Here is a 12,496-nt window from a genome sequence, read left to right on the forward strand (position 1 = left end):
AGTTTTTGTTTGTAGTATTTTTCTTCATATAGGTTTTTGTTTACAGCTTAACGGGGCGAGAATGTTTCTAGTATTTCCAATCTTCAATCGTCTTGATATATGTCAATTTTCCTACAGTTTTAAGTAAATGAGCTGATAAAAATGCATTTTGTCGGTTTTTTTTGATTTTTTTCCTACACCGGAGGGCAAGATGGTTTTTGGCAAAAAAGTCTATGTAGATAAAGTTGTATCGTCTTTATAGGGGTGTTTTTTTGTTATTAAAAATATAAGCAACAAGAAAAATATTACATTTTAAGGCTGGTCATCCAATGGCCCTAAGGTGGGGCGCCTTCATAAAGGATAAATTATTTTAGGGGGAACAGTGGCGGGAATAAGGTCCATTAAGATGAAACGGAAGGGAACTTGGACAATACGTATTGGTTTCAAAAGTAAATGGGTACTATTGTAGTTTTCGGCCTATTCGTTGAATAGCCTGGAAAGTGTTTCTGGACGCATTGCCAGAAAGGAAGCCAAATATTTTTTGGGAATCCTTTGGGCCATTTTTGGGTCAGTATTTTTAAAGAAATAGGCTAGCCGTTTCTGAGCGCTGGGAATCCTGGTCATAAAAGCTCTGTTCTCGGCATGAATATAGTATTCCACCAGCATGATCCGGTTAATTTCCCGCATTTCCGGAAAGTTCTTCAAACAGTATTGATAATCCTGGTATTCCAAATATTCGCAATGTGTGACTTCTAGACATTGGATATTTTCCCTGGCGGGTTCATTTTTAAAAAATCCTGTTATTGAAGTGAATATTTCACTATCAAAACTAATCCAGGTTGTAACATCAATAGTATCGCTAACGCAATATCCCCTGACCAATCCTTTTTTTATAACATACAGTTTATTGCAAATTTCCCCTTCTTTATTAATGATTTCATTTTTAGCGTAAACCGTTCTCTTTATTTTGTTGGTCAAAAATGATTTTAGTTCAGCAGAAAGGGGAACTATTTCATTGAGATAAATTAGAATAAATAGATTTATATGAAGTCTGTTAGGTGAGGACATTTTGACGAATACAGTTTACTTGGCAAAAATACCTAAAAAGTAAGTATTGGCCAATCTATTTAGGACGGTTCCAGTACCTACCGCGGGAATACTTAATAAATGCGTTTTTAAGAGTCGGTTTTACATGCCCCCCCGAATAGGTGACTTTTTATTTGATATTATTTGGTTTTGAATGATATGGAATAAAATAAAAACCCTGTAAATCATACGATTACAGGGTTTTTGGTGTGAAATGATATCATTTCAGTGGAGCCGGAGACGTCCAAGTGTTAAGAAAATGTCCAGTGGACATTTTTAGCGCAGGAGCGAGCTGGCGTGTTGGCTTTCGAATCCCGTAGGCATAACGCAAAAAACCACCCGTAGGTGGTTTTTGAAGTGGAGCCGGAGGGATTCGAACCCTCGTCCAAACAAGCAATTACAATGCCTTCTACATGCTTAGTCCCTAATTAATTTTCGATGTGTACCTGACCAGGAACAGCCTAATACACACTTATCTTCTTAAGTTTTGGTGATAGTGCCGAAGCTTCACTACCCTTATGTTGACTTTGATGGTGCTTCTGAAAGGGACGCCGTCAACAAGGGCTTCCCAGAAACATCTCGCTTTCCCGCCTTGCGGGAACGAGGCTAAATCCTACTATGATTCGGATTAAGCGGCAAGAGCGTAATTATTTTCGCCAATTAAAAAGTGTGGAAAATGAGATTAACGAGCTGTAGCCCAGCGCTCGGCATGCTTACATTCCAATTGGTCTCGCTGTCAAAACCAGTCGGCCCCTTCAATGAGATAGGCATGCTGTGCATGCCGTTATCGAACCTGCCTGCCGGCAGGCAGGTTGAATCCCGCCACCGGCGGGATCTTTTATCCAACCTGCCTAATCCTAGGATAAAGCCAGGCTTGATTCCGCTATCCGCAGAAATGTTCTCTCATCTTTTTTTTCAATGAACTTTATTACCGTTACTTGGGCGTTCCCTTTTTTTTGATACCTACAAGGTTTTGAAAACCTTGCAGGAAGAAAAAAAGGTCGGGCTTTCGGCTATATTTTTTTGATTTTTTCCCCGGACCCCTGTCCAGAGAAAATCAAAAAAGATGCCGCCTCTATCCCTAACGCGGTCGCCAAAGGTACTCCAAAAACTATTCCAAAAAAAGTTTTGCTTGTCAACTTGTCATTTGTTACATTTACAACTATTGAGTTTGTTTATGTTATAAATATAAATTTTTATGAGATTTGGGATTATTAGGGAACGAAAAAATCCACCCGACCGCCGGGTGGTCCTAACACCGGACACCTGTGTAAAGATCCTTAACGGATTCACGGGAGCAGAAATAATAGTAGAGCCTTCCCCTATAAGGGTCTTTAGTGATGAGGAGTATAGGTCAAAGGGACTTCAAGTGGCATCGGAAATGGAAAAATGCGATGTGCTTATCGGTGTCAAAGAAGTGCCTATAGATCATTTGATTCCCCATAAACAATACTTCTTTTTTTCCCATACCATAAAAAAACAACCTTATAACAGACAATTGCTCAGGGCAGTTTTGGAAAAGAATATCCAACTGTATGACCATGAAGTAATTACCAATTCCAAAGGACAGCGTTTAGTGGCATTTGGCAGATATGCCGGTATAGTTGGTGCTTACAATGGTATTAGGGCATATGGACTTAAATTTGACCTGTATCGACTGCCAAAAGCGGAAACATTGGCAGACCAACAGGTTTTAATAAATGAACTGCGAAAACTGAAACTTCCCAACATTAAAATTCTCCTAACTGGTAGGGGAAGGGTCGGTAATGGTGCCAAGGAAATGCTCGATGCCATGAATATTAGGAAAGTCAGGGTTTCCGATTACCTCGGCAAAAACTTTGGTGAACCGGTATATTGTCAAATAGATGCTTCGGAATACAATAAGCGCAAGGATGGAGTTAGAGGGAACAAGAGCGATTTCTTTGCGAACCCGGAAGAGTATAAATCCGATTTCTTTCGATTTGCCATGGTAACCGATTTTTATATCGCCGGACATTTTTACGGAGACGGTGCGCCATATCTTTTTACCCGGGAAGATGCCAGGCATCCCGATTTTGGAATAAAGGTCGTTGCTGATGTCAGCTGTGATATCAATGGCCCCGTGGCCACGACCATAAGGCCCAGTACCATAGCGGATCCAATTTATGGATACGATCCCGTTACAGGGTCTGAGATCGACTTTAGGGATCCGAAGGCTATAGCAGTAATGGCGGTTGACAATTTGCCCTGTGAGTTGCCAAGGGATGCCAGTGTTGGATTTGGCCAGGCCTTTGTTAAAAATGTGATCCCTGCTTTTTTTAATGGGGACAAAGACGGAGTGTTGCAAAGGGCCAGAATGACAAAAAACGGGAAACTTACCAAACGCTATGCCTATTTACAGGACTACATTGATGAAAAGGAATAGGCAACCCAATCTTTTTATATTATTCTTTTTGCTGAAATACTACGGATCAATTCCGTCGCCTTTGGTCTTGCGGGATTGAAACATAACGTTTGGAGATCTTCTTTTAATAAACAATATTCGGGGATTGAATGTCCATTCAACCAGGCAATGGCCATGGCTGTTTTGTAAGGATATAGTATGGACCATATCTTAAAATTTACATAAAGTCAGTGTACGGCTATCGTTTCTTTTTTAGATTTAGAATACTTGAAATGTAATTATGATTCGAAATCTGTTTGTTGCCATCGTATTGTTATCACTTTTTAGTGCCAATGCCCAATATGGAAGGGTGACTGAAAAAGGACCCACTTTTGGGTTGATAAATTTGGAAAGACACCAATTTAAGTTCGACCTTTTTGCTCCAGGTTTTAGTTATGAATTGGGTTTGTTCAGAAATCAAAGTGTCTCAACAAGTTTGGGATTGGGAATTGCGACCTATCAAGAGGGTTATAATATTGGTTTGGCAATGAACAATCGGTATAGATATTACCATAATTTTGATAGACGAAATTCTTTGGGCAAGGATGTTAGTGGCAATTCGGGAAATTATATAGCTGTGGCACAGGCCATCTTTTTTTCACAATTGCGGGTAGCAACCGATATTTCCGGCCCAACTGATTTTAATTTAGGTTTTTACGGATTTGTCTACGGAATTCAAAGAACCTACCCGAAGGGTTTTAACTTTACCGTGGAATTGGGAGGCGGTTATTATAAAGGTGATGGTGTGCCTTCTGGTTATGGTCCTTTACTAGGGTTCAATTTTGGATGGGTGGCGACCAAGCGAAAGTCCAAAAAACCAACTTTTGATTAAAACCTTGATATTCCTGGTAATTAGAGCATTATTAATGGCAAATTAAGGAAGGCTATGGGGTGAAAATAAATAATAATATATTCAATTGGTCAACAAAAGTAAATCGAGTTTATTGTGAATCCCGCAGAAGAACATATCCTTAATCAGTCAGAGCCTTACAGGGGTCTTCTACTGTACATTCAATCGTTTATTGAAAGTGCCATTCCGGAAGTGGAACTGAAATATAAATATAAAATCCCTTTTTACTACATCAATGGTAGGCCTTATTGTTATTTAAACCAAAGCAAGGATTATGTGGATCTTGGGTTTTGGAACGCCGCCCATTTAACGATGCACTTGGATCAATTGAACACAGAAGGACGAAAAATGATGAAATCACTACGTTACAGATCCCTCGAAGATATTGATATCACCATTTTAAGGGAAGTCTTGGAGGATGCCTATAGCGTTAAGGATAGAAAGTTTTGGAAATAAAATCAACCAAAAAAACAACAATTGGTCGTGAGATATTTACACGAATTCCTCCTCATTTTGTCAAATTTAACTGACTACAGACTATTCCTCTATCAATCCCTTGTCCTTGTATAGTTGAATGTACTGGTTGCCCAGTGAATCGGAATCCTTGTATTTTTTCCTTAGCTCAATTAGTTTCTCCTTCAATTCGGATACCACTTGGGCATAATCCGGGTCGTTAAATACATTGTGCAGTTCCTGGGGGTCTTTTTCGCGATCATAGAGTTCCCATACATCTACATCGTAATAAAAGTGTATTAATTTATACTCCTTGGTGGCAATACCATAGTGGCGTTTTACGGCATGTTCCGCTGGATATTCGTAATAGTGGTAGTATATGGCATCCCTATCCCATTTTTCCTTTTCCCCTTTCAGTAAAGGTACTAGGCTTTTTCCTTGCATGTCTTTGGGCGCTGTTACCCCGGCCACTTCCAAAAAGGTCTGTGCGAAATCCAAGTTTTGGACCATTTCATCCTCTGTAGTACCTGGAGTGATTACATTTGGCCATTTAATAAGTAGCGGGGTTTTAAAGGATTCATTGTACATAAATCTTTTGTCGAACCAGCCGTGTTCCCCTAGGTAAAAGCCCTGATCGGAGGTGTACACCACCAAAGTGTTTTCGGTAAGTCCCTCATTGTCCAAATAGTCCAATACCCTACCCACATTTTCATCAACTGCGGCAATGGTCCCCAAATAATCCTGCATATATCGCTGGTATTTCCAAACCATTAGGATAGAATCGTTCATATTGCCGTATTCCTTTTTAAACGCCTCATTTATGGGCCCGTATACTTTGTCCCATTCCGCTCTCTGTTCTGGGGTAAATCTATTTAGACCCCCAATGCCCAAATGTTCCTCAATATTTAATTCGTCCAGTACGGTATCCGTTATCTTTAGGTCATAACGCAATGTCATATGCTTTAGGATGTTCATTTCCGCAGGTCCTGCCGTAGTTTCACGTGTAGTGTAATTGTCGAACAAAGTAGCTGGTAAAGGATAGGTTTTTTTTGTAAATTCTTTGTAATGTCTTGGTGCCGGTATCCAGGACCTGTGCGGAGCCTTGTGCAAGTACATCAACATAAAGGGTTTTTGGGTATCCCTGCGATTTTCTAACCAATCCAAGGTGAGGTCGGTGGTAATATCGGTAACATAACCCGTAATGGTGGTATCTCCAGTCGCTGTAATAAATTTTGGGTTATAATAACTTCCCTGTCCTGGTAGAATCTTAAATTCATCGAAGCCTTTAGGGTTATTTCCAAAATGAAGCTTCCCGAACATAGCGGTCTGGTATCCTGCTTTTTGTAATAATTGGGGAAAGGTAACATTGGTGGTGTCAAATGGGGTAATATTGTCAATCTTGCCATTGATGTGGCTATGTTTTCCGGTCAGGATTACGGCACGCGATGGTGCACAAATGGAATTGGTAACGCTGGCATTGGTAAAGAGCATGCCTTCCTTGGCAATTCTGTCTATATTGGGAGTATTGATGAGCCTGTTGTCATAGGCGCTAATGGCCTGATAAGCATGGTCATCGGACATGATGAAAACTATGTTCGGTTTTTTTGAGATTTGTTCATTTGTTTCCTGCTTGCAGGAGGTAAGCAATAAAAAGAATATTCCAAAAATGAGATTAAAAAGTATGCGATTCATTGGTGATGATTAAGGTGAAATTAAAAAATTTCTGTCAACGTTTAATTGGACCTTCAAGGTGGATCCTTGGCAAATTTATGTTTTTCTCCCACAAACGCCAACAATATTCTTGAATAGAGAGTTAAAAAAATCATGACCGTTAGGAGTTGTGGTCTACTATGGATTGGGTAAATTTGGGTCGGCCTAAATGGAGTTTTTATTTTAATTTTGAATCATATGTTCAATGAAAATGCCGCATTGGTATGTACGGCATTCAAAAATAGGAGGTTTGTGGTTTTTACGTTTTTAATCCTAGTTTAGAAAGCATTTACCGTTTTGCGCAGTGCAACCAAATTGGACAATAATTTTTCCAGATGATCCAAATGCAGCATATTGGCCCCATCGCTTTTGGCGTTTGCTGGATCAAAATGCGTCTCTATAAATATGCCATCCGCACCAGTGACTATTCCTGCCCTGGCAATTGTCTCTATCATATCCGGTCTACCTCCGGTAACCCCTGACGACTGATTGGGCTGTTGTAGTGAATGGGTAACGTCCAATACTACGGGTGCATACTGCTTCATCGTTGGGATACCGCGGAAATCCACAATCATATCCTGGTAGCCAAACATGGTTCCCCTGTCCGTAACCATAACCTGTTCGTTATTGGAATCCAGGACTTTCTGTACCGCATGCTTCATACTCTCCGGACTCATAAACTGTCCCTTTTTTAAGTTCACTACTTTACCGGTTTCGGCCGCTGCCACTACCAAATCTGTCTGGCGTACCAAAAAGGCCGGTATTTGTAGGACATCCACATATTCAGCGGCCATATGGGCATCGGAAATTTCATGAATGTCCGTAATGGTAGGCACCTTAAAGCTTTCGGATACTTTTCTAAGGATTTTTAGGGCCTTTTCATCCCCGATCCCTGTAAAGGAGTCTACACGGCTGCGATTGGCCTTTTTAAAACTTCCCTTAAAAACGTAGGGGATATTAAGTTTATCGGTAATGGAAACCACTTTTTCCGCAATGCGCATTGCCATTTCCTCGCCTTCAATGGCGCAGGGGCCACAGAGCAGAAAAAAGTTGTTGCTTTTGGTGTATTTAAGTTGAGGTATATGTTCTAGATTCATTGCTCTTAATTTTAGTGCAAAGATAGTGGAATTTGAATGTTATTGGTATTCTATAAAACTACTTCAATATCAATAAGATAAGAAAAATTAGGCTTTTGTAGTTGGCGTAAAAAAAATGAGTATCTTTGCGCCCGCATTTAGGGTGCTTAGATGCGGTTAAAATCATATTATGGGAGTTACAAAAAACATAGCTATTATAGCCCACGTTGACCACGGTAAAACCACCTTGGTAGACAAAATAATGTATCATTGTCAATTGTTTAGGGAGAATCAAAATACTGGTGACCTAATTCTAGATAATAATGACTTGGAACGAGAAAGGGGTATTACCATTACCTCCAAGAACGTTTCCGTGGTTTACAAGGATACCAAGATCAATATTATAGATACCCCTGGTCACGCCGATTTTGGAGGTGAAGTAGAGCGTGTTCTAAACATGGCAGATGGTGTACTTTTGTTGGTGGATGCCTTCGAAGGTCCTATGCCCCAAACCCGATTTGTACTTCAAAAGGCTATAGATTTGGGTCTAAAGCCATGTGTTGTAATCAATAAGGTGGACAAGGAAAACTGTACTCCAGAGGAAGTGCATGAAAAGGTTTTTGATCTGATGTTTGAACTTGGTGCGGAAGAGTGGCAGTTGGATTTTCCTACGGTCTATGGTTCTGCAAAGAACAATTGGATGAGCGATGATTGGAAAAACCAAACAGAGAACATTGAGCCGCTATTGGATATGGTTATTGAGCATATTCCTACATTTGAGGCCAAAGAAGGTAATACCCAAATGTTGATTACTTCATTGGACTATTCTTCATTTACAGGAAGGATCGCCATTGGAAGATTGCAAAGGGGTACCTTAAAGGAGAACCAACAGGTGTCCTTAATAAAAAGAGACGGATCTATTGTAAAATCCAAAATCAAGGAATTGTATACCTTCGAAGGAATGGGCCGACTAAAGGTTCCAGAGGTGGCTACCGGAGACATTTGTGCTTTGGTAGGTATTGAAGGTTTCGAAATTGGAGATACAGTTGCCGATATTGAAAATCCCGAACAACTGAAAACGATTGCTATTGATGAGCCTACCATGAGTATGCTGTTTACCATCAACGATAGTCCATTTTTTGGAAAGGATGGTAAGTTTGTAACTTCCAGGCACATTAATGACCGTCTAAAAAGGGAATTGGAAAAGAATTTGGCCTTAAGGGTAAATGATACGGACAGTGCTGATAAGTTTTTGGTTTTTGGCCGTGGAGTATTGCATCTTTCTGTTTTGATAGAAACTATGAGAAGGGAAGGCTATGAATTGCAGATTGGTCAGCCACAGGTAATCATCAAGGAGATTGATGGTGTTAAATGTGAGCCAATTGAGCAATTGACCATAGATTTGCCGGAAGAAGTTTCTGGTAGGGCAGTGGAAATGGTATCAATCCGTAAAGGGGAAATGACCAGTATGGAAGCCAAAGGTAATCGAATGGTCTGTGAATTCTTAATTCCTTCAAGAGGTATTATAGGTCTAAGAAACCAATTGTTAACGGCTACCGCGGGTGAGGCCATCATGGCGCACCGCTTTTTGGAATACCAACCTATGAAGGGGGATATTCCTCAAAGACAGAACGGTTCTTTGGTATCTATGGAAACAGGAAAATCCATTCCTTACTCTATAGATAAATTACAGGACAGAGGTAAGTTTTTTGTTGATCCGGGCGAGGATATCTACGAGGGTCAGGTAATTGGAGAAAACTCCAGAGGTGATGACATGACGGTGAACATTACCAAAACCAAAAAATTGTCGAACGTTCGTTCCTCAGGCGCAGATGACAAAGCTAAAATTGTTCCAGCGATTAAGTTTTCTTTGGAAGAAGCTTTGGAATATATCCAAAAAGACGAATATGTGGAGGTTACTCCAAAACATTTACGCCTTAGAAAGATTCATTTAACAGAAAATGATCGTAAGCGAAATAAAATAGCATAAATGGAAAAGGCCCTTTTTTAAGGCTTTTTTCGCTATATCATTTATACTATGAGCCACCTTTTTAGGTGGCTTTTTGGTTGCCGCAGTTTTTCCATCTCAATTTAATCTATCCAGGCTTGATCAAAAGGGTTGGGGAAATGGCCATTAAAAACTTTTTGATTATCAAATCTCTAAAATTTTGGGCCTCATTTTTCTACTTTCTCAATTATTTTAACTAAGCCTATTTTTCTGCGCTTGGGTTGTGAATTTTAGCTAATTTAAAGTTGAATTACAACTCATTTCGGTCTAAATCAAATTAATAGAATATGCAACTAGAAGGAAAAAATGTACTCATCACAGGTGGTACTAGAGGTATTGGAAAATGTATGGTAAAGGAATTGGTGAAAGGTGGTGTTCGTCAAATTGCCGTCATAGCCCGGGACAAGCAAAATTTAAAACAGTTGTCGCAAGAATTTGAGGACGTTAAGTTTATACGCATTGCTGGTGATGTGGCGGAAATTGAAGTTTTGAGGGAGGCTGTGGCACTTATAGAAGACAAATGGGGGCATCTGGATATCTTGATCAACAATGCCGGTATTGTTTCTGCCGGTCCTTTGGAGGATATACAGGATGAAGACCTTTATGATCAAGTAGCGGTGAATATTACTGCTGTGTTTTTGCTTACTAAATATTGTATTCCGCTTTTAAAAGCGTCCAAAGAGGCTGCTATTCTAAATATATCTTCTGGTTTGGGGCTGATAGGTATGCCCTTTTATGCGGCCTACGGGAGTACTAAGGCAGCCGTACGCCAATTTTCGGACGCTATGAGAAGGGAGCTTGCTCCTTTTAATATAAGTGTTACCTGCTCTTTTCCAACTGCAACGGATACGGATATGATGGAGAAATTTAAAGGGAGGGTGATGGATTCCCCGGAATTTGTGGCCCAACGCTCCATAGAAGGATTACTGAATAAAGAATTACATGTAATTTTTGGTGGCCAGGAACGACTAAATGAAAATATCATGAATTTTGAGGCACCAGATGAATTTGATAAAAGGGTAGCGCAAAATTATGAGGATAGAAAAAAGGCCAGTTTGGGTCATAAAGCCGTTTAATTCATACGGAAATATTAAAGAGTAAAATCCAATTATTCACTATGAAGAATATCTTTGTTTACACAGTAATACTATTTGGTGTTATGTTCTCCTGTAAGGAGACTTCCCAACCTAAAAAGGAAGTTACCGGGGCCGAAGTGGGTAAGGAAACCAATCTTGGCTCCATACCAATGTCATGGGTGAATAACAGGGTTGACAAGGCAAAAAAGAGACTTGATCGGTCCGAGGCGGGAAAGGTGGTTTGGGAGGCCATGGAAGCCATGGGAGGGCTAAAAAAATGGTATTCCAATGGCTATTTGTCCTTTAGATTCAATTATCAGCCTTTGGATGGTTCTGTGCCTCGCGATACCTACCAGACCATTGATACCTGGAACAACAGAGCAAGGCATACCAGTACAACCGATAGTACGGCAATTTTTGGGTGGGATGGAAAAAATGCTTGGGTAAAGGCTAAGGACAGTACAGCTTTTAACTATAATTTGCGGTTTTGGGCATTAACTCCCCTCTACCTAGCGGCACAACCCCTAGTCCTGGATGGGGAAGGTGTTAATTTGGAATTGTTGCCAAAAACCAATTTCAAGGATGCACCACAGGATGTGGTTAAAGTTACCTTCGCTTCGGGAACAGGTGATGCTCCGGACGATTATTATATTTTGTATTTGGATGCCGAAACTCATTTGTTAACGGCACTTCGATACATAGTGTCTTACCCAGGATACTTTCCCAATGGTGGAAATAACCCGGAAAAAATTATGGATTTGGTAAGCAGAAAAACTGTTAATGGGATCAATTTGCCCCTAAAATTTGATACGTATTGGTCAACCGGGGACGGGCAACCTAAAGGAGAACCTATAACAACCATTGAATTGAGCCATATCGAATTCCAAAATACCTTGGAGGAAGGTTTTTTTGAACGTCCCGAAGGGGGAAAGCTCTTGGAAGGTTTATGATAGATATAAGGGGATATCTCCAAAATGGACAATACCCTTTTTTCTTGCCCATGCACTGAAATAACAATGTATTTTTAGGGGATCTATTTAGGTGGAAAATAGGCAGTTAAAACAGCTGCTTTTATTTTAGCACGCCCTTTTTGTTATAAGCCGCGGCCGCCGCGCCAATAATCCCGGCATGATTTTGCAGTTCTGCGGGTATTACAGGGGTTTCAATATTGATATAGTCCTTAAAATCGTTCCAGTCCTTGGAGGTGCCTCCCCCGAGGATTATTAGATCTGGAGATACGATCAATTCTACGAACTCCAAGAAAACATTGAACCGCTTGCCCCATTTTTTGTAACTGAGTGATTCCCTTTCCTTGGCTGAAGCTGCGGCCCATAATTCAATTTTTTCATACTTTTTATAAGGAATCTGGCCCAATTCAAAATTTGGTATCAATTCCCCGTTGTAAAAGGCACCGCTACCTAATCCGGTTCCTATAGTGATCATCAGCACAAGGCCTTCCTTTCCCTGGCCTACACCAAAATTCATGGATGCGTATCCTGCGGCATCAGCATCGTTTACCACGGTCACTGGTAATCCCGTTACCTCACTGAACAGTTCATTTACATTTACACCGGCCCACCTTTTATGAAGATTTCCAGGTGTTTTACAGATGCCTTTTTTAATGACGGTTGGAAATCCACAGCCTATAGGTCCGCTATAATCAAAATGTTTTACAATTTTGGCAACTACTTCGGCCATAGGTTTTGGTTTTCTCGATTTCGGAGTGGGTATTCTAAACCGCTCCGATATCATTTCACCAGTTTCCATATTTACTAAGGCTCCTTTTATGCCCGAGCCACCGACATCAATTCCGAGGATTTCCATGTATAATATTAA

At 40.4% G+C, this 12,496-nt stretch carries 10 protein-coding genes and 1 other RNA gene; 6 read left to right on the plus strand and 5 right to left on the minus strand.

The genetic code is table 11. The features are described 5' to 3' along the window. Positions 1-456 precede the first annotated feature (456 nt). Positions 457-1,047, minus strand: a complete 591-nt coding sequence (locus C7972_RS07960) for a Crp/Fnr family transcriptional regulator (protein ID WP_110355683.1) — start codon at positions 1,045-1,047, stop codon at positions 457-459. A gap of 373 nt (positions 1,048-1,420) precedes the next feature. Then, positions 1,421-1,819, minus strand: a transfer-messenger RNA (tmRNA) gene (gene ssrA, locus C7972_RS07965). Positions 1,820-2,263: 444 nt separating this feature from the next. Here ssrA and C7972_RS07975 point away from each other — a divergent pair. The 3 genes from C7972_RS07975 (at position 2,264) to C7972_RS07985 (ending at position 4,793) form a co-directional block, all read left to right on the plus strand. After that, the gene (locus C7972_RS07975) at positions 2,264-3,469 is read left to right on the plus strand and encodes an NAD(P)-dependent oxidoreductase (RefSeq protein ID WP_110355685.1); all 1,206 of its coding nucleotides are present in this window, start codon (positions 2,264-2,266) and stop codon (positions 3,467-3,469) included. A 259-nt stretch (positions 3,470-3,728) separates the two neighbouring features. Beyond that, complete coding sequence (locus C7972_RS07980; RefSeq protein WP_110355686.1) at positions 3,729-4,319, plus strand: hypothetical protein; 591 nt, start codon at positions 3,729-3,731, stop codon at positions 4,317-4,319. Between the two features lie 114 nt (positions 4,320-4,433). Further along, the gene (locus C7972_RS07985) at positions 4,434-4,793 is read left to right on the plus strand and encodes a DUF1801 domain-containing protein (protein ID WP_110355687.1); all 360 of its coding nucleotides are present in this window, start codon (positions 4,434-4,436) and stop codon (positions 4,791-4,793) included. 81 nt (positions 4,794-4,874) lie between these two features. Here C7972_RS07985 and C7972_RS07990 read toward each other — a convergent pair whose 3' ends face one another. Both C7972_RS07990 and kdsA read right to left on the minus strand, forming a co-directional pair. Next, on the minus strand, positions 4,875-6,482 hold the full coding sequence (locus tag C7972_RS07990) for a sulfatase (protein WP_110355688.1): 1,608 nt from the start codon (positions 6,480-6,482) through the stop codon (positions 4,875-4,877). Between the two features lie 296 nt (positions 6,483-6,778). Beyond that, the gene (gene kdsA, locus C7972_RS07995; RefSeq protein ID WP_110355689.1) at positions 6,779-7,597 is read right to left on the minus strand and encodes a 3-deoxy-8-phosphooctulonate synthase; all 819 of its coding nucleotides are present in this window, start codon (positions 7,595-7,597) and stop codon (positions 6,779-6,781) included. Positions 7,598-7,766: 169 nt separating this feature from the next. Here kdsA and typA point away from each other — a divergent pair, with 169 nt between their 5' ends. From typA to C7972_RS08010, 3 genes are all read left to right on the plus strand, one after another. Continuing rightward, a complete protein-coding gene (gene typA, locus C7972_RS08000; protein ID WP_110355690.1) occupies positions 7,767-9,566 on the plus strand; it encodes a translational GTPase TypA in 1,800 nt (599 codons plus the stop codon). Positions 9,567-9,871: 305 nt separating this feature from the next. After that, positions 9,872-10,660 (plus strand): SDR family oxidoreductase, encoded by a 789-nt coding sequence (locus C7972_RS08005; RefSeq protein ID WP_110355691.1) that lies wholly within the window; start codon positions 9,872-9,874, stop codon positions 10,658-10,660. Positions 10,661-10,701: 41 nt separating this feature from the next. After that, entirely contained in the window at positions 10,702-11,610 is a 909-nt protein-coding gene (locus C7972_RS08010) for a hypothetical protein (RefSeq protein ID WP_110355692.1), read from the plus strand. A 121-nt stretch (positions 11,611-11,731) separates the two neighbouring features. On the opposite strand, the gene ppgK is transcribed toward C7972_RS08010, so the two are convergent. Then, on the minus strand, positions 11,732-12,484 hold the full coding sequence (ppgK, locus tag C7972_RS08015; protein ID WP_110355693.1) for a polyphosphate--glucose phosphotransferase: 753 nt from the start codon (positions 12,482-12,484) through the stop codon (positions 11,732-11,734). Positions 12,485-12,496: the final 12 nt, after the last annotated feature.

Origin of the sequence: Arenibacter sp. ARW7G5Y1 (assembly GCF_003201775.1) — a bacterium.
Lineage (GTDB): Bacteria > Bacteroidota > Bacteroidia > Flavobacteriales > Flavobacteriaceae > Arenibacter.

What these genes read in the sequence shown, in the direction of transcription:
- C7972_RS07960 (WP_110355683.1), bottom strand. Translation starts at nt 1,047, where the DNA reads ATGTCCTCACCTAACAGACTTCATATAAATCTATTTATTCTAATTTAT.
- C7972_RS07975 (WP_110355685.1), top strand. Translation starts at nt 2,264, where the DNA reads ATGAGATTTGGGATTATTAGGGAACGAAAAAATCCACCCGACCGCCGG.
- C7972_RS07980 (WP_110355686.1), top strand. Translation starts at nt 3,729, where the DNA reads ATGATTCGAAATCTGTTTGTTGCCATCGTATTGTTATCACTTTTTAGT.
- C7972_RS07990 (WP_110355688.1), bottom strand. Translation starts at nt 6,482, where the DNA reads ATGAATCGCATACTTTTTAATCTCATTTTTGGAATATTCTTTTTATTG.
- kdsA (WP_110355689.1), bottom strand. Translation starts at nt 7,597, where the DNA reads ATGAATCTAGAACATATACCTCAACTTAAATACACCAAAAGCAACAAC.
- typA (WP_110355690.1), top strand. Translation starts at nt 7,767, where the DNA reads ATGGGAGTTACAAAAAACATAGCTATTATAGCCCACGTTGACCACGGT.
- C7972_RS08005 (WP_110355691.1), top strand. Translation starts at nt 9,872, where the DNA reads ATGCAACTAGAAGGAAAAAATGTACTCATCACAGGTGGTACTAGAGGT.
- C7972_RS08010 (WP_110355692.1), top strand. Translation starts at nt 10,702, where the DNA reads ATGAAGAATATCTTTGTTTACACAGTAATACTATTTGGTGTTATGTTC.
- ppgK (WP_110355693.1), bottom strand. Translation starts at nt 12,484, where the DNA reads ATGGAAATCCTCGGAATTGATGTCGGTGGCTCGGGCATAAAAGGAGCC.